Origin of the sequence: Kribbella hippodromi (assembly GCF_039531045.1) — a bacterium.
Lineage (GTDB): Bacteria > Actinomycetota > Actinomycetes > Propionibacteriales > Kribbellaceae > Kribbella > Kribbella hippodromi.
In genome coordinates this window covers 56862-78145 of record NZ_BAAAPH010000030.1, presented here as the reverse complement: position 1 = coordinate 78145, position 21284 = coordinate 56862, and the positions used below count along the sequence as shown (strand labels likewise).

Annotated in this window: 16 protein-coding genes; 11 read left to right on the top strand and 5 right to left on the bottom strand. The window is 68.7% G+C overall.

The features are described 5' to 3' along the window. Window positions 1-36: 36 nt before the first annotated feature. From ABD260_RS33620 to ABD260_RS33575, 10 genes are read left to right on the top strand one after another with little or no spacing between them, the layout of a single operon-like run. The gene (locus ABD260_RS33620) at window positions 37-4251 is read left to right on the top strand and encodes a PKD domain-containing protein (protein WP_344240278.1); all 4215 of its coding nucleotides are present in this window, start codon (window positions 37-39) and stop codon (window positions 4249-4251) included. A 59-nt stretch (window positions 4252-4310) separates the two neighbouring features. Further along, a complete protein-coding gene (locus ABD260_RS33615; protein WP_344240276.1) occupies window positions 4311-5555 on the top strand; it encodes a GumC domain-containing protein in 1245 nt (414 codons plus the stop codon). Continuing rightward, window positions 5552-6553, top strand: a complete 1002-nt coding sequence (locus tag ABD260_RS33610; RefSeq protein ID WP_344240274.1) for a hypothetical protein — start codon at window positions 5552-5554, stop codon at window positions 6551-6553. Before ABD260_RS33615 ends, ABD260_RS33610 begins: the two co-directional genes overlap by 4 nt. After that, window positions 6553-7758: a glycosyltransferase gene (locus tag ABD260_RS33605; protein ID WP_344240272.1), complete on the top strand. Its 1206-nt coding sequence runs from the start codon at window positions 6553-6555 to the stop codon at window positions 7756-7758. The genes ABD260_RS33610 and ABD260_RS33605 overlap by 1 nt, the downstream gene beginning before the upstream one ends. Further along, entirely contained in the window at window positions 7755-8189 is a 435-nt protein-coding gene (locus ABD260_RS33600) for a hypothetical protein (protein ID WP_344240270.1), read from the top strand. The genes ABD260_RS33605 and ABD260_RS33600 overlap by 4 nt, the downstream gene beginning before the upstream one ends. Next, complete coding sequence (locus tag ABD260_RS33595) at window positions 8186-9247, top strand: aminoglycoside phosphotransferase family protein (protein WP_344240268.1); 1062 nt, start codon at window positions 8186-8188, stop codon at window positions 9245-9247. The genes ABD260_RS33600 and ABD260_RS33595 overlap by 4 nt, the downstream gene beginning before the upstream one ends. Next, window positions 9244-10548: an O-antigen ligase family protein gene (locus ABD260_RS33590; RefSeq protein ID WP_344240266.1), complete on the top strand. Its 1305-nt coding sequence runs from the start codon at window positions 9244-9246 to the stop codon at window positions 10546-10548. The genes ABD260_RS33595 and ABD260_RS33590 overlap by 4 nt, the downstream gene beginning before the upstream one ends. Then, complete coding sequence (locus ABD260_RS33585; protein ID WP_344240264.1) at window positions 10545-11864, top strand: oligosaccharide flippase family protein; 1320 nt, start codon at window positions 10545-10547, stop codon at window positions 11862-11864. Before ABD260_RS33590 ends, ABD260_RS33585 begins: the two co-directional genes overlap by 4 nt. Further along, complete coding sequence (locus ABD260_RS33580; RefSeq protein WP_344240262.1) at window positions 11861-12934, top strand: hypothetical protein; 1074 nt, start codon at window positions 11861-11863, stop codon at window positions 12932-12934. The genes ABD260_RS33585 and ABD260_RS33580 overlap by 4 nt, the downstream gene beginning before the upstream one ends. 11 nt (window positions 12935-12945) lie before the next feature. Further along, complete coding sequence (locus tag ABD260_RS33575) at window positions 12946-13632, top strand: sugar transferase (protein WP_344240260.1); 687 nt, start codon at window positions 12946-12948, stop codon at window positions 13630-13632. On the opposite strand, the gene ABD260_RS33570 is transcribed toward ABD260_RS33575, so the two are convergent. From ABD260_RS33570 to ABD260_RS33560, 3 genes are all read right to left on the bottom strand, one after another. Then, window positions 13611-15197 (bottom strand): MBL fold metallo-hydrolase, encoded by a 1587-nt coding sequence (locus ABD260_RS33570; RefSeq protein ID WP_344240258.1) that lies wholly within the window; start codon window positions 15195-15197, stop codon window positions 13611-13613. The genes ABD260_RS33575 and ABD260_RS33570 overlap by 22 nt on opposite strands. Window positions 15198-15267: 70 nt before the next feature. Further along, window positions 15268-16335 (bottom strand): Gfo/Idh/MocA family protein, encoded by a 1068-nt coding sequence (locus ABD260_RS33565; protein WP_344240256.1) that lies wholly within the window; start codon window positions 16333-16335, stop codon window positions 15268-15270. Then, entirely contained in the window at window positions 16332-17159 is an 828-nt protein-coding gene (locus tag ABD260_RS33560) for a sugar phosphate isomerase/epimerase family protein (protein WP_344240254.1), read from the bottom strand. The genes ABD260_RS33565 and ABD260_RS33560 overlap by 4 nt, the downstream gene beginning before the upstream one ends. Before the next feature lie 258 nt (window positions 17160-17417). On the opposite strand from ABD260_RS33560, the gene ABD260_RS33555 reads away from it, so the two are divergent. Continuing rightward, window positions 17418-18362 carry a cation diffusion facilitator family transporter gene (locus ABD260_RS33555; protein WP_344240252.1) on the top strand — a complete coding sequence of 315 codons (945 nt, stop codon included), beginning with the start codon at window positions 17418-17420 and terminating at the stop codon, window positions 18360-18362. Here the strand turns inward: ABD260_RS33555 and ABD260_RS33550 are convergent. Beyond that, on the bottom strand, window positions 18316-19293 hold the full coding sequence (locus tag ABD260_RS33550; protein ID WP_344240250.1) for a bile acid:sodium symporter: 978 nt from the start codon (window positions 19291-19293) through the stop codon (window positions 18316-18318). The genes ABD260_RS33555 and ABD260_RS33550 overlap by 47 nt on opposite strands. A 20-nt stretch (window positions 19294-19313) precedes the next feature. Then, complete coding sequence (locus tag ABD260_RS33545; RefSeq protein ID WP_344240248.1) at window positions 19314-21272, bottom strand: heavy metal translocating P-type ATPase; 1959 nt, start codon at window positions 21270-21272, stop codon at window positions 19314-19316. Window positions 21273-21284 lie beyond the last annotated feature (12 nt).

Sequence of the window (21284 nt, the reverse complement as noted above, 5' to 3'; positions counted from 1 at the left end):
GAGCTGTTCGGCAAGCGTGTCTGAGCGGAGAGCATGATGAGCAAGCGACTACGCAACCTGGCGGCCGTGACGGCCGTGATCACGGCCGCTCCCCTGCTGCTGGCCGCCACCAGCAGCCCGGCGGCGGCCGTCGGCACCGGCTACTGGGTCAACAACGCGGTCACCTGCAGCGACACCGGCGCCGGTACGCAGGCCGCGCCGTTCTGCACGATCAGCCAAGGCACCAAGAAGGCTGTCAACCCCGGCGACGCCGTCCACGTCGAGCCGGGGACCTACCGCGAGCAGATCACCGTGAACGCCTCCGGTACCGCGACCGACCCGATCACGGTCACCGGTGACGGTCCGGGCGTGGTCGTGCTCGGCACCCGATCCCTGGCCGGCGCCGCGCTGTGGACCGCGACCAGCACCACTGCCTGGTCGACGCCGTACGCGCCACCGTCGGCGCCGCGCCAGGTCCTCGTCGACGGTCAACGCCTGACCATGGTCTCCTCGGCCACCACGACCTCGGCGAACACCTGGTACTACGACAGCACCGCGAAGGTCCTGTACGTCGACCTCGGCGGCGCGAATCCCGGTGACGGGCACCAGGTCGAGGCCGGCGCGCAGTCGTTCGGAGTGACCGCGAGCAGCAAGCAGAACGTTGTCATCAGCAACCTCGAGCTGGATCGCGCGAACCTGGCCGGCGTCCGGCTGCTGTCGTCGTCGGCGATCACCGTCGATCACGTCACCACGTCGCAGTCGGCGGCCAACGGCGTACTCGTCGACACCTGCCCGAGCAGCTCGATCACGATCCGCGCCGCCGCGGTCGACAATGCGCTGTCCACCGGGATCAAACTGAACGCGTCCAGCGGCGTCACCGTCACCGGATCCACCAGTCACCACAACGGACTGCACGGCATCGGCCTGGCAACGTCGCCGAACAACGTGCTCACCGGCAACACCACGTACGCGAACGTGTCCGTCACCTCGAACGCGACCGCCAACGGGATCGACGTCGACACCACCTCGCCGGACAACTCGGTGATCGGCAACGTCGCGTACCAGAACCAGGACAGCGGCATCCAGGTGTACAGCGGCAGCAACCGCGCTCTCGTCGCACGCAACATCTCCTACGGCAACGGCGACCACGGCTTCGACACATTGTCGTCGACCGGAGTGAAATACCTGAACAACACCTCGTACGGGAACCGGCGCGATGGCATCTCGATCGAGGGCAACTCGAGCGGTGCGACGGTTGTCAACAATCTGCTGGTCGACAACGGTACGACTGCCACCGAGTACGACCTGTACGTGGACGCCGGGTCGTACTCCGGCCTCACCGCGGATCGGGACATCGCGTACAACCATGTGGTCGCGCCCAGTACGAAGGTGAACGGGGTCATCTACAAGACACTGACCGCGTTCGCCACCGCGACCGGTCAGGAAAGCCACGGGCTGCCGGTCGATCCTGCTTTCGTCAACCCTGCCGCCGCGGACTTCCGGCTCACCGGTGGATCAGCCGCGGTCGATTCGGCCGACGCGTCCCCCGCCGGCTTCGCGGCCGTCGATCAGGCCGGCAATTCGCCGGTCGACGATCCGATCGTTCCGGACATTGGCGCCGGTACGCCGCCGTACGCCGATCGTGGCGCGCTGGAGTTCCAGCCGACCGCCGGCGCGACCGACTACCCGCCGCACGCGGCCATGGTGGTCGACCCAAGCGCGGTAAGCTTGCCGCCGTCGACGCCCGTCACCGCTGACGCCAGCGGTTCGAGTGATGCCGATCTCGATGGCATCGCGTCGTACACCTTCGACTTCGGCGACGGCACTGTGGTGGGTCCGCAGGCCGGGGCGACGGCAACGCACCAGTACGCCGCTGCCGGCACGTACACCGTCACCACGACGGTCACCGACACCGCGGGCCTGACCGGCACAGCCACTGCGCAAGAGGTTGTCAGCAACCGAACGCTGCAGACCTACTCGGTCGAGCAGACGAACCCGGCCTGCAGCGACACCGGACCCGGCAGCTCCGCCAACCCGTTCTGCTCGATCGGCGCGGCGACTCGCAAGCTACTGGCCGGCGACACCGCCCTGGTCGGCCCTGGCCAGTACCGCGAGCAGGTTCAGGTCACCGCGAGCGGCCAGCCCGGCGCGCCGATCACCTTGCGCGCGACCTCGCCGTCGGCCGTCATCCTCGGCAGCAACGACGTCTCCGACGCCGCCGGCTGGACCGCAACCTCGACGAACGCCTGGAAGCACACGTTCGGTGCTGTACCCAGCCAGGTGTTCCTGGACGGTCAGCCACTCGCCCAAGCGTCGAGCAGTACGACGACGACCAGCGGCACCTGGTTCTACGACACCGCCGGAGCAACGCTGTACGTCGACATCGGCGGCGCGAATCCGGCGACCGGCCACACCGTCAGCGCGGGCGCCCGAAGCTACGGCATCCTGCTCCGCCAGGTCACCGACGTCAACGTCAGCGGCTTCGCCGTCCGGCAGACAAACCTCAGCGGCGTGTACTTCGACACGGTGCAGCGGGTGGCGCTCGGCACCATCGACACCGCCCAGTCCGGCGCGCAAGGCGTCACCGTGGACAACTCGGCCAACGTGGCGCTCAGCGGCATCCAGGCCTCGGCGAACCTGTCGATCGGCGTCCGGTTCTTCAACTCCACCGACAGTTCGCTCAAGGCCTCCGTTGCGCATGACAACAACTTCCACGGCGTCAGCGTTCAGGGTGGCGCACGGATCACGGTCGCGGACGACACGACGTACAAGAACAAGCGGTTGTCGGCGCGGATCGCGGCCGGGATCGATGTCAGTTCGTCCTCGCAGCAAAGCGTGGTCGACGGCAACCTGACGTACGCGAACGACGACTCCGGGATCGAGGCGTACACCGGTGCGACCGGGACCGTGATCCGGCGGAACGTCTCGTACGACAACGGCGATCACGGCATCGACGACTTCCAGGCGCCGGGTTCGCAGGTGATCGGCAACACCGTCGTCGGCAACGCGACCGCGGGGATCAACTTCGAGGGCGGTTCGACCGGTGGGCTCGCCCGGGACAACGTGACCATGGACAACGCCGTCGGCAGCACCCGGACGGTCGGCGAGATCCGGGTCGACCAGCCGTCCACGACGGGTACGACGATCGACCGCGATCTGGTCTTCCAGACGTCGGGCGGACCGCTCTTCGAGTGGGCGGCGGTGCGGTACTCGACGCTCGCGTCCTTCCAGACTGCCAGCAGCCAGGAGGCAACCGGCAAGTCCGCCAACCCGCGGTTCGCCGCGCTTGCCACCCGCGACCTGCACCTGACCAGCGCGTCCCCGGCAATCGACGCGGCCGATGCAACACCGGCCGCCTGGAGCACGACCGATCATGATGGCAACGCACCGGTCGACGACCCGGCAGTCACGAACGCCGGCACCGGCTCGGTCAGCTACGCCGACCTGGGCGCGTACGAGTACGTCGGGCCGGTCGCACAGGCGACGGTCTCGCCGACCTCCGGCTTCGCACCGGTGGCCGTGACCGTCGACGGCTCTTCCAGCGCGGGCCTCGGCGCACCGATCGCCACGTACTCGATTGCCTGCGGCAACGGTACGACGATCACGCAGGCGACCGGCACGTGCAACTACACCACCGCTGGAACGTACGCGCCGACACTGACCGTCACGGACGGGGCGGGGCTGAGCGACACCTGGACCAGCGCGCCGATCGTCGTGAAGCCCAACGGCGTACCGACGGCACGACTGACCGCGACGCCGACCCAGGCATACGTACCGCAGACGGTCACGCTGGACGCGTCCGCCTCGTCCGACGCGGACGGCCGGCCACTCGCCGGGTACACGTTCGACTGCGGCAACGGGCAGACGACCGGCGCACTGACCACGTCGAAGTCCACCTGCACGTACACGACCGCCGGGACGTACACCACAGCGGTGACCGTCACCGACACCGGTGGCCTGACCAGCAAGGCGACGGCCCAGGTGAAGATCCTCGCCGACCAGCCGCCGACGGCCGTCCTCTCCCTGAACAAGTCGGTGATCAGGCTCAAGCAGTCCGTCCAGGTGGACGCCTCGAAGTCGACCGACGTCGACAAGTCACCGATCGCGACCTACACGTTCAGCTGCGGCAGCGGGCCGGCGAAGCCGCCACAGACCAGCCCGAGCACGAGTTGCAGCTACCCCGCGATCGGCCTCTACACGGTCCGCGTGACCGTGACCGACAGCATCGGGCTGTCGGCCTCCGCAACCAAGACCGTGCTGGTCACGCCCTGACTCGGCCCTGACTCAGCTCTGACTCAGCGCTGACCACCGCACGGACGAAAGGTACGACGATGACGCTCGAAGAAATGTTCCGCCGGATCGTACGTGCCCACCTGGGGATCATCCTGGTGTGCATCCTGCTCCCGATGGCCGGAGCCGCGGTCCTGGCGGCCCGCCGGCCGGACCCGACCGTGGCGTCGCTGCGGATGCAGGTGATCTCGGCGGCACCCACCTCGGCGACCCAGGCGGACGCGCTGAACAGCCGCGTGCTGGCGGTCGCGACCACGCCGAGCCTGCTGAGCTCGGCCTTGAAAGCGGCCAAGGCGCCGCGGGACGTGACCACGTACGCGCTGAAGAACGTGACTGCGCAGCGGCTCGGCAACTCCCCGATCGTCGAGCTCAGCGTCAGCGACGACAACGCCGCCGCCGCGAAGCGGATCGTCTCGCAGCTCGCCACCCGGGTGACGCAGTTCATGAACCAAGGTGACCAGGCAACCTTCCAGGCCACGATGACCAGTCTCGTTCGGCAGATCGACAGCGCCACCGCGACCCGCGACCAGCTGGTGGCTCAGCTGCGCGGCATCGCGGACGTCACCACTCGCTCGGACCTGAGCGTTCGCATCCAGACCGTCGAGCAACTGCTGAGCCAACTGATCGGTCAGCGCGCGACGTTGATGGCGACCGAGGCGACGCGCGACCAGGTGGTTCTGGTCAGCGACACTCCGGATGCCGTGACGGCGCCGAGCTCGATGCTGCCGCAACTGGCACTCGCGCTGCTGCTCGGCCTGGTGCTCGGCCTCACCACGGCGACGCTGCTGGAGACCTTCCGGCCACGCGTCAACAGCATCCGTGCCCTTGCCCACATCCTCGAGGCGCCGGTCCTCGGGAAGACCAGCGAGCCGATCGAGAACCTGCGCAACACGCTGGCGCTCGCGGCCCGGCGGCAGGGCGTCGACGCGGTCGTCCTGATGGGCGCCGACGACAGCGACGCGGCGACCGTGAACAAGCTGCTGATCGGGTTGTCCGATCGGTCGAGTACGCCGGAACGCGCGAAGAAGCCGGCCGGCCGCGACGACGCGGGCGGGGTCTTCGACCTTGGCGACGCCACACTGTCCGGGTTCGCGGATGTCCGGTTCACCGGCTTGCCGGCCGTGACGCCGGAGGACGAGCTGACGGCTGGGGTGGTCGTCGTCTCCGGCGGGAACGTGCTGCTGCGCCGGCTCGACGATCTCGACGACGTACTCAAGGCGGTCCGTTGGCCGGTGCTCGGTGTCGTGCAGCGTCCGGCCAAGCGGCGGTTCGGTAGGTCGCGGTGAGTACAGCGCTCCTGCACACAGCTGGGCAACGGGTCGCGGTGCACGGTTCGGACAAGGCCGTGCACGCGCTCGTTGCCGCGGCCGGCGGCCCTGAGCGGCCGGGGCTGACGACGGCCGATCTGCCCAACGTGGTGCTGTCGGTCGAGGACACTCGCCGCCCGTTCAACACGTGCGGGGCCGAGGTCGTCACGCGGGGCGCGGCGGCGTTGAGCGGCTCGGAGGTTGTGTTCGAGAGCGTTGGTGGTTCGGGGTTCGATCAGCGGTGGACGATCAACGAAGACGGGTTGAGCGTCATGAGTCGGTGGCGGCCGTCGTACCAGGAGTCGATGGCGGCTCGGTTGCTTCCGGCCAGGCATCGGGCGTTGAGCAGTCAGGTGTTGTTGCAGTACCCGGTGCTGTGGTTCGCGATGGTTCGTGGGTTCGCGCCGCTGCATGTGTCGGTGATCGAGGTCGGCGGGGTCGCGGTATTGCTGGCCGGGCCTGGTGGGGTCGGCAAGTCGACGTTGGTGGCGCGGGCTCTGGCCGACGGTGCGCGCGCGACGTGCGACAACCTTGCGGTGTGCGACGGTTCCACGGCGTACGGGGTGGCCGAACCGCTTCGGTTGCTGGGTGGGACAGGGCAGCGGGCGGCGCATGGGCGGCGAGAGCAGCCTTGGGAGCGTCGCGTACGCGCGCTGCCGCCGGAGTTGGTCGTTGTGCTTCGGCGTGGGACACAAGCTGAGCCTGAGTTGCGAGAGCTGACCCCGGCCGAGGCGGCTCGCGGGATCGTGGCGGGGACGTACGCGGCTGGTGAGCTGCGGCGGTTCTGGTCGATCGCGGCCATCGCGTCGGCGGCAACCGGGTGCGGTCCGGTCCATCCACCCGTCGAGGAAGTCGCCGCCCGCCTGGCGAACCGACTCCCCTGCGTGGAGCTCCGCCTGGCCCAGCAACCGGGCCCTGGGCTAACAGAACTGCTGAGGCGTCCGCTGGCGGCTGTACGGACGGGAAGGGTGGGCTGATGTCCGAGCGGACTGAGCCAACGGCTGGTGCGATTGCTGAGCCGAAGGCTGGGGATGGGCGGGTTGACGTTGCGGTGATTGTGACTCGGTTTATTGCTGGTGCTGGTGGGGTTGCTCTTCGGGGTGTGCTGCCCCTCGACCCTGAGCGCTACCGAATCACCATCATCACCGGACAAGGCGGCCTACTGACCGACCGTGCCGCAGCCGCCGGGATGAACGTGGTGATCGAACCGTCCCTCGTCTCGCCGCTCTCACCCGCCGACGACCGCCGCGCGCTCTCCCGTCTCATCCAACTCTGCCGCGCCGGCAAGTACGACGTCGTCCACACGCACAGCGCGAAAGCCGGCGCGCTCGGCCGCCTCGCCGCGCATCGGGCCGGCGTACCCCGCATCGTGCACACGTACCACGGCTTCCCGTTCCACGAGTTCCAGAATCCAGTACGCCGAGCCGCGTACATCGCCATCGAGCAACGCCTCGCCCGCATCACCGACAGCGTCCTCGCCATCGGCAGCGGCGTAGCCACCGAAGCCCTCCGCCGCCGACTCGCCACCCCAAGCACCTTGCGCACCATCGCCCCGGTAGTCGAAGCAATCACCGTCCCCCGCACCCCCGCCTCCCGAGCCACCGCCCGCACCGAACTCGGCCTCGACGCATCCACTCCGCTCATCGGCACGGTCGGCCGCATCGACTACCAAAAGGCGCCGGAACACTTCATCGCTGCCATCGCCAAACTCCGCCACACCAACGTCATCGCAGTCTGGATCGGCTCCGGCCCCGGCGACCGCGACGCAAAGGACCTGGTCCGGCGTACCGGCCTCCAAGACCGCGTCATCTTCGCCGGTGAACGTTCCGACGTACCCCAACTCCTTCCAGCCTTCGATGTCTTCGCGATGGCCAGCCGGTACGAAGGCCTCCCCTGCGCCGTCGTAGAAGCGATGCGCTGCGGCATCCCGGTCGTCGCGACCGCCGTGAACTCCGTACCGGACCTAGTCATCCCCGGCGAGACCGGCTTGCTTGTCCCACCAGGCCGGCCGAACCTTCTCGCCGACGCGATCGACGACCTGCTGGCCGACCCGCGCAAGGCCGATCGCCTCGCAAGCCACGGCCAAACCGCAGCAGGCAGCACGTACGACGCCGACAGCCTCGCCGACGTCTTGGACGAGGTGTACTCCGCGAACCGCGTCACCCACTTGGTGGCCTCATGAGCAGCGCCGAACCGGTCGGCCGGCTCCACCGACCCACCTCCCCTTGGCTCCAGCTCTGCCCACCCGGGACGATCGAGCTCGACCTCCGCAACGGTCCGCCCGAAGCCGACCGCCTCAGCACCGAACTCCCGATTGTCCTCCTGGACCAGCACCCACTAAGCCGCTCTCGACTCCGCCGAACAGCCCGCCGGCTCGGTGTCGCAGTCGAACGCGAACTGGTGGTCCTGCCGACGCTCGCGCACCCGATGATCGTCATGGACGACGTCGAGCAGGCGATCCGCTACTTCTGGACCGCCGTCGCGACCGTACCGCCCGGCCTGGCCCTGACCGCGGTCCCCGCCTCCGCCGCCCTGAGCATTGCCCGGCGTACGCCGTGGCGCTGGACCGGCGCGATCGCTCCGGCGCGCGTAGTCATCGGGAGGCGACCATGACCGAGGTCTCCAACGCGTTCCACCCGCACGCGCGCTCCGTCCACGACCTGCTCTTCGCTCCGGGCAGCCGCGGCGTACTGATCGCCACGTCCCGCGATCCCGACGCCAAGCGCACCTTCATCATGACGCCACCAGCGGGTACGTACGTCGACGGACCCGCCAGTCCGGTGGCGATCAAGATCCCGGTGACCACTGCGGCTGCCACCGCGATCTCCCGCGAGACGCGGATGCTGATCGCCCTCGGCGAGGCAAGCCTCGGTGGCCTCCGACACACGATCCCCCGGTACCTGGAAACCCTCGACAGCGACGGCCTGCCCGCGGTGGTCACGAGCGTCGTCCGCGGCGCCCCGATGAGCGTCGGCTACCACCGCTGGCTGCACACGTCGCGCCGGCGCCCGGTGGCGGAGGACTTCGCGCTGGCCGGTGGCTGGCTGCGCCAATTCCAGCTCGCGACCGCGGGCGAGCGGGCCCGGATCACCTGGGCGAGCGAGGTCGCCGACCAACTCCGTGCCCGCTGGCCAGGGCATCCCCGGCTCGAGGCCGCGTACCTCCGGCTCACCGCTGCGGATCGGCAGCTCAAACACCACCGCGTCGCCAGGACGATCGTGCACGGCGACTACTGGTTCGGCAACTTGCTCGTCGACGACGGCCGGATCTCCGGCGTCGTCGATTGGGAGAGCGGCGTACGCGCGGGCTGGCCGTTGCGCGACCTGGTCCGCTTCGCCCTCAGCTACTGCCTCTATCTCGACCGGCACACCCGTCCGGGTCAACAAGTACGCGGCCACAACGGACTACGCCGCGAAGGATTCGGTGCCGGGATCAAGTACAGCCTGCTCGAAGCCGGCTGGCTGCCTGACCTGGTCCGTCTGTACCTGCGGACCGGCATCGACGCCGCGGGTCTGCCGACCGGTCTCTGGTACGGCGCCGCGCTGACCGGGATCGGTGAGATCGCCGCAACGGCCAACGACGACGCCTTCGCCGCGAACCATCTCGAACTACTCGCTGCTCTCCCGCACTGGCCGATGGCCGACGACTTGTCCGGAGCTGATATCCGATGACGACAATGGTTCCCGCACGTACCGGCGGTATCGTCCACTGGCCCGCCTTTCCGCGCGGCGACCTGCTCGCGGCCACCGCGGGACTCACCACGTGCCTGCTCCCGTTCCTGAACCCCGCCGGCCCTGGAAACACCGCACCGGCCGATGCCGGCATTCTGCTCAGCCTCCTGCTCGCGGTGCTCTGGGCAGCGCGCGAGCACCTGCCGATCCGGCTCCCGTACGCGATCGGTGTCGCCGGGATGCTGCTCGGCGGCGCGGTCGCGACGCTCGTCTCGGTGGCGCCGGGCCGAACCGGATTGGTACTGATCCAGGACCTGCTGCTGTTCGCCTGGGGTGCCACGGTCGCGATGGGCCGGCACAACCGCGCGATGATCAGGGCGATCACGGTCGCCTGGTGCCGGACCGCGACGATCTACTCCGGCGTGGGGGTGGCCGCGTACATCCTCGGCATCAACTCGTTGAGCGGTGTGACCGCACGGGACGGGGTGCGCGCCGCGTACACCTTCGGCGACGCGAACCTGGCCGGGAACTATCTGGTCATGTCGTTGTTCGTGATTGCCGCGTGCAAGCACCCGCGGTCGCCGGGCGTCCGCAAGATCGCGTACCTGCTGGTGCTGATCGCGATCGGGTTCACCGGTTCGAACGGCGCGATGCTGACCCTGCTGATCGGATTGGTCCTCGCCTTCACAGTCACCAGGTACCGCAACCACGGAGCCGTCGCCGGCGTCGCCGCGCTCGCGGTCACCGCGCTGGTCGGCGGGTTGATCGTCGGCGCGGTGATGCCCCGCGTCGACCTGAGCGCGGTCCGGGAGAAGGCGGCCGGCAGCATCCCGCTGTTGCGTGACTCGTTCGGGCGCAGCGCGAATTCGAGCAGCCAGCGAGCGACAATCGATCAGGAGGGCGCCGGGCTGTTCCTGCGCGGCGACGCCATCGGGTACGGACCGGGCCGCACGAAGACCACCCTCCAGGCGACCCAGGCCCCGTACGTGAAGGAGGCGCACAACGACTACCTGGCGACCTTGCTCGAGCGTGGTGTCATCGGTGGCATCGGGCTGCTGTTGTTCGGGGTCGCGCTGTTCGCGCGGTGCCTGCGGCTGGTGTTCGGCACGCTGCCCAAGGCGTACGCCGAGGTCGTACCCAGAGCCTGGCTGCTGGCGGTGATCGGACCGGTGATGGCGACCGCGGCGGGGTTCTACGAGGTGCTGCACTTCCGGCATCTGTGGACCTGGCTCGGTCTGATCGCCGCGCTCGTCCTGGTGATGCAGGACCAGATCAAGGAGCAGCGGAAGGCGCAATCATGACCCGGCCGCACGCCGGCGAGCTGCTGCGCACCGTACTGTCCAACTGCTCCGCGCGGTTGCTGGCGATGCTCGGGCTGACGCTGGCAACAGTCCTGGTCGCGCGTACCGGTGGCCCGGCCGCGGTCGGCGAGTACGCGCTGTTGCGGATGCTGCCCGGCTTGATCGGTGTCCTCTGCGTACTGGGGTTGCCCGGCGCGCTGGCGTACTTCCTGGCCGAACACCGCCGCGACCTTCCGCGCCTCTGGCCGACCCTGATGGCGATCGGCTTCGCCGGAGGCTTCGTCGGTACGGCACTTTGGCTGGCCGCTTCGCCGCTGATCGCGAAGGTGTTCTTCCCGCATGAATCGCCGTGGCTGATCGCGGCCGCGGGCGGAACTGTCGCGACGCAGCTGATGCTCACCGTCGGGAAGACGGCCCTTCAAGGCCTGGAGGACCGGCGCGGCGGCGATGTGGTGATCGCGGCCGAAGAACTCGCTTTCCTGCCCTGCTTCGTGCTCCCGCTCGTCGTCGGCGTCCACGGCCTCGCCGCGATCATCATCGGACTCGCTCTGGCCGACGTGGTCGTCGCGATCGACGCGTGGCGCCGGGTCAGCCGCCGGCTCGGGTGGCGGCGCTTCGGCCTCGCCGGTCACGGGCAGGGCTGGTGGGGGCGGCCCGAGCGCAGCCTCGGCCGCGAGGTCGCTTCGTACGGTCTGCGCGGTCAGGTAGGCGGGCTCATCACCCTGCTGAACCTCCGGCTCGATGTCGCCATCCTCGGCGCGATCGCCGGCCCGGCGATCCTCGGTGGGTACGCGGTCGCGTCGAAGTACGCCGAACTGCTCCGGCTGCCCGGCACCGCACTGACCTGGGTGTTCTACCCGCGGCTCGCCAAACTCGACGAGAACCAGGCAGGCACGGTGGCGCGCCGGATGATCCGGCCGGCCCTGCTCGGCATCATCGTGGCCGCGATCCCGGTCGCACTGCTCGCGTCGCCGATCCTGCGGCTGCTGTACGGCGCATCGTTCGCGCCGGCCGTCACCCCAGCGCGTGTCCTGGTCGCGGGCATGGTGCTGGCCGGTGCGTCCGGTGTTGCCAGCGCCTATCTGTACGGTCGTGGAACGCCCGGTCTCAACTCTGTTGTCCTAGGCATCGGTCTGGTCATCACAGTGGTACTCGACGTGACCCTCATTCCGAGTCACGGAGCGCTCGGCGCAGCGTTCGCATCCACCGCCGCGTACCTGTCGACCGATGCACTGTTGATCGTTCTGCTGCTGCGATTGAGCTCGTCAGCGCCACGTCACCGTACCGCCGTAGCTGTCAGTGAGGGATCGTCATGAGAGCACTCGCCGTCGCGGCTGCCGTGCTGCTGGTCGTCACCGGCTGCTCGGGCACTACGCCGACGTCCAGTCCGACGCACCATCCGAGCTCGGCCGCCACCAGTCCGAGTGGGCCGCCGACGTCGCCGTCCAGTGCTCCCACGAACACGAACGTGCCGGCGAGTCTGGTACATGACCGGTACGTCGCCCTCGCGTCGGCGCTGCACCAACGCGGCGTGGCCATTTGGTGGGAGACCGACTTGGTCACCAAGTGGTTGCAAGGCCCGGCTGCCTTCGATCAGGCGATCAACCGTCTCGCGCAGTTGGGGAAGGTGCCCGGAACTGCCGGATTCAAGGTCTCCGACGAGATCGGGTACGGCGATGGGTTGCAGTCGATGTCACAGGCAACCAACTTCCTGACCCAGGCACGGCAGCGGCTGGCGCAAGTTGCTCCGGGCAAGCAGATTCTGGTGGACGCGGTCGTACCCGAACTCGGCTGCCTGCCCTGGCGCGGCGGAGTCCAGTTGAGTTGCGCGGATCAGGTCCGGCAGAAGTACCCGGCCGCGACCGCTGTGGCCGTCGAGAGCTACTTGCGCGCGCACCTGATCGACCGCCTCGATTTGAGCACCGGCCTGCTCAGCGACAGTACGTACGCGCAATGGGGTCTCGATCGGAAGACCGCGCAGACCGACATCTGGAACCGGGTCCGCTCGCAGGGCTGGGGTTCGATGACGATTCTGCAAGCGCGGAAGGCCCTTGCCGTGGCCAACGGCTATCAAGGATCAGCTGACCAAGCGGCGGCCGACGCGGCCACGTACATCGACGTGCCCGTCGCGGCCGGAGCGCATGCGGTGGACATCTGGACCTGGCGGCAGCGATACCAGGGCCAGATCGTCAGTCTGCTCGCTCCGAGCCTGCAGACCAATCCGCTCTGGACCGAGCTGTTGAAGCGGCGGCAGCAGGGCGTGCAGCTGATCACGCACATGACGCCGTCGATGCTGCCCACCGATCCTTCGAGTTACGGCCACGAGTGCGATCTCGCCGCCCAGGCGTTCACGACGGTCTTCGTTGCCGCCGGCACCGGCCAGTAGAGGAGACCACCATGGCAACAACGACTCGGGTGCACGGGCGGCACAGCGCAACCACCGTCGGCCCGGCGCGGCGGGTGCTGGATGTGACAGTCGGCGGCTCGCTGCTCGTCCTGGCGACGCCGCTCCTCCTCACCGTCTCGATCGTGCTGCTGCTCACCAGCGGCCGGCCGGTACTCTTCCGGCAGTCGCGCGTCGGCGAGAACGGCCGCCCCTTCGTGTTGTACAAGTTTCGCACCATGCGCATGGTTGCCTCCGGCCCCGAAATCACCGCGGCCACGGACGCGCGGATCACCCGCGCCGGCAGCTTCCTGCGCCGCACCGCGATCGACGAGTTGCCCCAGCTCTGGCATGTGGTCCGCGGGCAGATGACCTTGGTCGGACCGCGGCCGGAGAGTGCGGCACTCGCCGCCAGATATCCCGAGCAGTACCGCCCAGTGCTGCTCGCACGCCCAGGGCTGACCGGTCCGGCGCAGTTGCAGTACCGCGAGCGCTCAGCCGTACCGACCGACGGCCGCGCCGACCTGGAGAGCTGGTACCTCGAAGTACTCGTACCGCTGCGCGTGACGGCTGACCGTGATTACCTCGACCACCCGACGATCCGGCGGACGCTGTACTACCTGCTGGTGACCGCGCTGTTCGTCATTGGCCTCGCGGATCTGCAGCAGCAGGTGACAGCTCAGACCGCCTCGTCCGCGTAGGTCGCGTCCTTCACCACGATCGGATCGCAGCGAGCGTTCAGACAGGCCCCGGTCGTCAGGTCGAACTCGAAGTTGTGGCCGAGGCAGCGCAGGACGCCGTTGACGACGACACCGGTTTCGGCCAGATCCTCGCCGGCGTGCGGGCAGTACCGGCTCACGTACACACGCTCAGAGCCGACGGTGACCGCGGTCGTCTCTTCGGGATCGCGGGCAGCCTCGAACGCCTCGACCGCGCGCAGGGCCGCGCGATCGGCGTGCTTGAGCAGACCGACCAAGTAGTCGTTGTACCGGTCCGGATCGCGGACCGCGGTGAAGCGCAGCGACAGCAGGAGCTCTTCCCAGCGCGTCCGGCCGGTGACGACACCATCGAGCCAGCGGCCTTCCATGGTCAGGCAGTAGTCGGCATGCCCGCTGCCGCCGTTGAGCTCGACCGTCACGCCGCCAGGTCCGATATGTGCGTCCCAGACTCCGCCGTACGGACCCTCGACGACGAACCGCACGGTCATCCCGATCCGGGCCAGGAAGTACTCCGACAACGTGCCCAGCGATTCGAAGTGCGCCTTGAACCGCTCGGCCAGCCCTGGTCGCGGCTCAGGGTTCGCCGCCCAGGCGGCCTCGACCGCCCGCCGGCGCCGCGCCGCGTACGCCTCGAGGTAGCTCCTGCGTTCCTGCACGCCGCTGTCCAACCCGAAGTCTGCCCAGTGCGGATCGCGGACGACGGACAGGTCGGACAGCCGAATTCGGTCACCGGGCAGCAGGTACGCACCGGCCTGGCTGGGGATGCGGTCCCCCAGCCAGGCGAGCGCCTCACCCTGATCCGGAAAGATCCCACCCGGGCGCAGGCCGCTGTTCAGCTCGAACAGGTCATCGTCCAGGAAGCACGGCGGTCCGGCGTACGGCATCACGAACCGCGGCTCGATCTGCCGTACCAAGCGCGTCACGGCCTTGAACTTGCCGACGCGCTTGATCGTCGCGATCCGCTCGCGCTCGACCTCGTCGTACTCGTACCGCACCGGGTGCCAACTCGCACCGGACATCTGGACGCCCATCACATCCAGCCGGCCGCCGACCTCGGTACTGGCGCGGCGCGCTTGGCTGAGCGAGATCCGCGCGTCGTTCGTGTGCAGTACGCTCCGGTCCCCCACCTTCACCAGCACCGCCGAGTCGTGGCTCATCGGGCACTGCTCGGGGATCACCGTCAGCCAGTCGGTTTCGGTCAGCGGATAGCGCTGCCAGGCCTCGAGTACGATGATCCGCTGCCGGCCGATCGCCCGAAGCCGGCGCTGCATGATGGTCGACGGGTACCGCGGGATCACGATCGGGATCTCCGGCGGAAGCGCGGCCAGCAGGTCCAGGTCCAGGTGGTCGAGGTGCTCGTGCGACACCACGACGGCGTCCACGTCGAGCAGTTCGGGCGTCAGTACATGCGAGTTGTCGGGGAACGGGAACCACGAACCGAGGAACGCGCCACCGGGCGACAACCACGGATCGGCGAGGAGGCGGAACCCCTCCCCGTCGATCCGTAGCCCGGCATGACCGAGTGCAGTGACCATCGGTTCACCCATGCCTCCAGCGTCCCGGTCCGCGCCGGCGCAGGCATCCCCCGCGCGTACGAGACGCCGTACGTCAGGTGGGTCAGCTCCTCAGCGTGACTGCCTCGCCGCTCGCCGCCGACTCGTAGATCGCGAGCACCACCGAAAGCGTCCGGCTGCCTTCGGCCACCGTCACCAGCGGGTCGCGGTCGTTGCGGATCGCGTCCAGGAAGTCGGCGTACTGCAAGCCGTGCGCGTTCGACAACGCGGACGGATCCGCGCCCGCGGTTTGTCCGTTGGTGTCTGTCTGCTCGGCTTGGTTCGTGTCCCCGCCGCCGTACGCCGGAGCTTCACCGTCAGGGGTCGCGACGTGGAAGTACGTCAGCCGGTCGTCGTCGATGACGGCCGAGCCGCGGGCGCCGTGGACCTGCAGGCGCGCGCTCGTTCCCGGGTACGCGGCGGTGGTGCCGTGGATCGTGGCCAGCGCGCCGCTCTCGAACCGGACGATCGCCACGGCGGTGTCCTCGACGTCGATCCGGTCATGCGCGAGCAGAGCGCCGTACGCGGTGATCTCGACCGGTTCGCCGAGCATCCAGACCAGCAGATCGATGGTGTGGATGCTCTGGTTCATCAGCGCGCCGCCGCCGTCGTGTTCCTTGGTGCCACGCCACGCGCCGGAGTCGTAGTACGCCTGGCTTCGCCACCACGCCACGCTCGCGACCGCCGACGTGAGCGGCCCGAAGTCGCCGGCAGCCACGGCCGCGCGTACGCGCTGGCTGGCCGGGTCGAACCGGTGCTGGCTGATCACGGTTGCCCGCCCGGCCGACTTCCGCTCGGCTTCGGCGAGTTCGTTGGCCGCCTCCATCGTGATGTCGATCGGCTTCTCCACCACGACATGCTTGTCGGCGCGCAGCACGGCGACGGCCTGCTCGGCATGATCGCCACTCGGAGTACAGACGGCGACCGCATCGATCTCGGGAAGGGCGAGGACGTCGTCCAGCTTCTCGTACGCGGGCACGCCGTGCTTCTCGGCCAGCGCCCGCGCCGCCTCCGGATCGATGTCGATCACAGCCGCGAGCTCCGCGCCCGGGACCTCGTCGAGTACGGCGGCGTGGTGCTTGCCGATCACGCCGCAGCCGAGGACGGCGAAGCGCAAGGGTGTCTCGGTCACGCGAACTCGATCCCTTCCTGGGTCAGCAGACCGGTGAACGCCTTGTGCGCCCGCTCGAACTGGTCGGCGCCGGAGTACCCGCCGAACTTGCCGGCCGACTGCAGGTGCGGCTCGAGCGAGAAGAACCCGTCGAAGCCGTCCGCCCGCAGCGCCCGGAGCGTGTCGATCATCTCGCCGTCGCCCTCGCCCGCCGGGACGACCTCGCCGGTGGCCAGGATCGCGTCCTTGATCTGGACGTACTCCAGGTACGGCCGGAGCTGATCGAAGCCTTCGCTGTGCGGCCGGACGCCACACTGCACGAAGTTGGCCGCGTCCCACGTCGTACGCAGCTTGTCCGAACCGACCGACTCGATGATGTCGAGGCAGCGGCTCGGGATGTCGCCGTAGATCTCCTTCTCGTTCTCATGCGCCAGCACGACCGGGCGGTCGCCGACCTCGTTCGCGAGCGCGGACATCCGGCGGAGCACCTCGTCCCGGTACTGCGCCGGGTCCGCACCGGCCGGGAGGAAGAACGAGAACACCCGGATGTACTGCGTCTGCAGCCGCTCCGCCACGTCCAGCGCGCGGCGCATCCGCTCCAGGTGCGGCTCGAACGGGTCGGTGATCTTGATCTTCCCGATCGGCGACCCGACCGCGGACACCTGAATCCCGTGCCGGTCCAGCACCGCTTTGACCTCACCGAGCTGCTCGTCGGTCAGGTCGAGCACGTTCACCCCCCACGCGCTCCGGAACTCGACGTACTTCACCCCGAGCTTCCCGAGCACCTGGCACTGCGTCTCGAAGTCTTTGTCGATCTCGTCAGCGAATCCCGACAGGGTCCACATATCAGTCCTTAGCGGTTCGTCCGGGTACGGCCTCATCCGCCCTCCATCCAAACACAGGCGGATAGCGCTTACCAGTCCCCTGGGCGCGGCTGGGAGCTTGTTGGGCGGGTGCTTGGTTGCTTAGTATCTGCGCATGCGTGCAGATAAGCAGGTAGGCGTCCGGTGAACGGGGAGCCGCCGGCCGCCGGCCATGGGCACGGGCATGGACACGGTGATGGGCACGGTGGCGGTTTTGGTGCGAAGGTCAGGGAGATCTTCGTGCCGCATTCGCATGACAGTGCGGACAAGGTCGACTCCGCGCTCGAGGCGAGCCGGGACGGGCTGCGCTGCCTGAAGATCAGCTTCGCCGGGCTGATGCTGACCGCGCTGATCCAGACCGCGATCGTGGTCTACACGAACTCGGTGGCGCTGCTCGGCGACACCCTGCACAACTACGCCGACGCGCTGACCGCGATTCCGCTCGCGATCGCGTTCCTGGTCGGCCGGCGGCTCGCCACCCGCGCGTACACCTATGGGTTCGGCCGCGCCGAAGACCTGGCCGGGATCGTGGTCGTGGTCCTGATCGCGGCCTCGTCCGCGTACGCCGGGTACGAGGCGGTGCGCCGCTTCATCCAGCCGTCGGACGTCCGCCACCTCGGCGTACTGATCGTGGCCGGCATCGTCGGATTCCTCGGCAACGAGGTGGTCGCGCAGTACCGGATTCGTACCGGCCGGCGGATCGGGTCGGCCGCGCTCGTCGCCGACGGGCTGCATGCCCGGACCGATGGCTTCACCAGCCTCGCCGTGGTGCTCAGCGCGATCGGCGCCGGGCTCGGGTTCCGGCTGGCCGACCCGATCATCGGCCTGCTGATCACGGTCGCGATCCTGTTCGTGCTGCGGGAAGCCGCCCGCGAGGTGTACCGCCGGCTGATGGACGCCGTCGATCCCGCCCTGGTCGACCGGACCGAGCAGATCATCCGCGCCACGCCCGGTGTCGTCGACGTGTCGAGCGTCCAGCTCCGCTGGATCGGTCACAGTCTCCGCGCCGAGGCCCGCATCGCGGTCGACTCGACCACCTCACTCGTCGACGCGCATCATCTCAGTCACCAGGTCGAGCACGAGCTCATCCACGGCGTACGCCGCCTCAGCTCGGCCACCATCCACACCGAGCCACTGCTCACGGACGCCCACCCGGCGCATCAGCTGGTTGCGCATCACCGTTGAGAAGGCGCGGTACGACGCGTACGTACGCGACCATGCCGATCACCTCCACGAGGGTCTGGGTGACGACCACGACCGCGGCGATCGCCAGGTGGTCGGGTAGCGCAAGGGCGAGTGGGAGGACGACGAGCGAGTTGCGGGTTGCGCCGGTGAAGATGATCGCGCGGCCTGCTGGTACGTCGAGGCGGAAGACGCGTACGACGGCGAGCCCGGCGAACGCCATCACGATCAGGAAGATGACGTAGAACGGGATGACCGCAGCCACCTTGGTCAGGCGGCCGTCGAGTTTGGGGATCTGGGAGGCGACCACGACGAACAGGGTCGCGGCCATCAGCGGGACCATGCTCGTGCTCAGGGCAGTGATGAGGTCGGGCCGGCGAGCTGTCAGGGCCTGGGTCAGCCACGCGAGCGTCAGTGGGATCACTATCAGCACCAGGAACGCGCGGACGAACGGTCCGAGCTCGATGATCTTCGCCAGGTCCGAGCCGAGGAACATCCACAGGTACGCGGGCAGCAGGACGATCTGTGCCAGGAGCAACAAAGGTGTTGCCGCTAGCAACTTCTGGCCGCTTCCGCCGGCCAAACCACTGAACACGATCACGTAGTCGACGCATGGCGCCAGCAGCACGAGCAGTACGCCGAGCCTGACGGCTTGGTCATCGGGCAGGAAGTGGAACATGGCGCCGACCACGACCGGTACGACTAGGAAGTTCACCACCAGCGCCGATGCCAGGAATCGCCCGGCTTTCAGCCCTCGCACCAGGTCACGGGCGGGGACCTGCAAGAACGTCACGTACAGGAGCGCGGCTAGTACCGGGTTGATCGCGTGCTCCAGCCCAGGTCCGGCAGCTGGGGCAATCAGTCCGGCAAGGGCACCGGCCGCAAGCGCACCCAGGTACACGGCGACCTGATGCCGCTCCATCCACGAAACCACCCACACAACCTACTTGCTACCTACTTCTGGCGACTTGTTGCGTGGCCGGGCCGACTGCTGTGTGGCCAGGCTGATTTGCGGAGGAGGCGGAGGCCGTTCAGGCCGACGATGACTGTGGAGCCTTCGTGGCCGGCGACGCCGAGCGGGAGCGGTAGGTGACCGACCAGGTCCCAGATCACCAGGCCGGTGATGAAGGTTGCGGCGATGATCAGGTTCGCGGTGACGACGCGGCGGGCTCGGCGGGACAGTTCGATGACGGCCGGGACAGTAGTGAGATCGTCGCGTACCACCACCGCGTCCGCCGTCTGCAACGTCAGGTCAGAACCGGCACCACCCATCGCGATCCCCGCATGCGCGGCCGCCAACGCCGGTGCGTCGTTGATCCCGTCCCCCACCACCGCCACCTTCGCGCCGTCAGCCTGCAGCGCCCGAACCTCAGCCACCTTCCCATCCGGCAGCAACCCAGCCCGTACCTCATCAATCCCCACCGCCGCCCCCACAGCCCGCGCAGCAGACTCGTTGTCCCCCGTCAACAACACCACCGACTCCCCAGTCAGCCGAGTCACATCCGCAACCGCGCCAGCCGCCTCCGCCCGCACCTCATCCACAATCCCAAGCACAGCCGCAACTTCCCCATCCACCACCATCACCACAGCAGTAGCCCCACCTCCCTCCAACTCCCGCACTTCCTCCAGCTCACTCCCCCGAGGTGCACCGATCTCGATCGAGCGCCCGGCGGCTCGGGCGGAGATGCCGCGGCCGGCGTGGGCTTGGAAGTCGTCTACGGGATGCAGCGCGATGCCCCGGGCGCGGGCGGCTTGGACGATTGCGGCTCCGAGGGGGTGTTCGCTTGCGTGCTCCGCTGATGCGGCCAGGCTCAGTACCTCGGTCTCGTCGTACGCGCCGACAACTCGCACCTCCGCCAACTGCGGCGTCCCGCGCGTCAGCGTGCCGGTCTTGTCGAACGCGACCCGCGTGGTCGTCCCGAGGGACTCCATCACCACCGCCGACTTCACCAGTACGCCATGCCGCCCGGCGTTCGCGATCGCGGCCAGCAGCGGCGGCATCGTCGCCAGCACGACCGCGCAAGGCGAGGCAACAATCATGAAAGTCATTGCCCGCAGCAACGTCGGCGTGAACTCGGCCCCGAACAGCAGCGGCACCACCAGCAACAACACCGTCGCCGTCACCATCCCCACCGAGTACCGCTGCTCGACCTTCTCGATGAACAGCTGCGTACGCGCCTTCGTCCGCGACGCCTCTTCGACCAGCGCCGCGATCCGCGCGACGACCGATTCCTCCGCCGACCGATCGACGTGCACCCGCAGCACGCCCGTCCCGTTCACGGTCCCCGCGTACACCTCGTCGCCGATCGCCTTGTCGACCGGAAGCGGCTCACCGGTGATCGTCGCCTGATCCACCTCACTCGCACCGTCGACGACGGTCCCGTCCGCGCCGACCCGCTCCCCCGGCCGTACCAGGATCACGTCGCCGACCGCCAACTCGCGCACCGGAACGACATCCTCGGCCGTACCGGAAATCCGGGTCGCCTGATCCGGGGCAAGATCCAGCAATCCGCGTACGGAATCCTCGGTGCGCTTTGTCGCCACCGCCTCCAACGCACCCGAGGTCGCGAAGATGACGATCAGCAGCGCACCGTCCAGCACCTGCCCGATCGCCGCCGCCGCGATCGCGGCCACCACCATCAACAGGTCGACGTCCAGCCGCCGCTCGCGCAACGCCTGCAGCCCCGCCCACCCCGGCTCCCAACCACCCGCCGCATAACAGGCAAGGAACACCGGCCACGTCACCCACCCCGGCGCGCCGGCCACCTGCGCCACGATCCCGGCAGCGAACAGCGCCGTCGCGGCGGTCGCCCACCGCACCTCCGGCAGCGTCCAGGCCGCCGACCACCATCCGGTCCGCCGTCCGGCCAAACGGTCAGCGGTCGGCTTGGTCTTGTCGAGCTCGATCGTCACTCTGATCACCTT

Bases quoted from the DNA above. Each gene is read 5' to 3' on its own strand.
- ABD260_RS33620 (WP_344240278.1), top strand. From the start codon at position 37: ATGAGCAAGCGACTACGCAACCTGGCGGCCGTGACGGCCGTGATCACG.
- ABD260_RS33600 (WP_344240270.1), top strand. From the start codon at position 7,755: ATGAGCAGCGCCGAACCGGTCGGCCGGCTCCACCGACCCACCTCCCCT.
- ABD260_RS33570 (WP_344240258.1), bottom strand. From the start codon at position 15,197: ATGGGTGAACCGATGGTCACTGCACTCGGTCATGCCGGGCTACGGATC.
- ABD260_RS33575 (WP_344240260.1), top strand. From the start codon at position 12,946: ATGGCAACAACGACTCGGGTGCACGGGCGGCACAGCGCAACCACCGTC.
- ABD260_RS33585 (WP_344240264.1), top strand. From the start codon at position 10,545: ATGACCCGGCCGCACGCCGGCGAGCTGCTGCGCACCGTACTGTCCAAC.
- ABD260_RS33605 (WP_344240272.1), top strand. From the start codon at position 6,553: ATGTCCGAGCGGACTGAGCCAACGGCTGGTGCGATTGCTGAGCCGAAG.
- ABD260_RS33615 (WP_344240276.1), top strand. From the start codon at position 4,311: ATGACGCTCGAAGAAATGTTCCGCCGGATCGTACGTGCCCACCTGGGG.
- ABD260_RS33560 (WP_344240254.1), bottom strand. From the start codon at position 17,159: ATGTGGACCCTGTCGGGATTCGCTGACGAGATCGACAAAGACTTCGAG.
- ABD260_RS33580 (WP_344240262.1), top strand. From the start codon at position 11,861: ATGAGAGCACTCGCCGTCGCGGCTGCCGTGCTGCTGGTCGTCACCGGC.
- ABD260_RS33590 (WP_344240266.1), top strand. From the start codon at position 9,244: ATGACGACAATGGTTCCCGCACGTACCGGCGGTATCGTCCACTGGCCC.
- ABD260_RS33595 (WP_344240268.1), top strand. From the start codon at position 8,186: ATGACCGAGGTCTCCAACGCGTTCCACCCGCACGCGCGCTCCGTCCAC.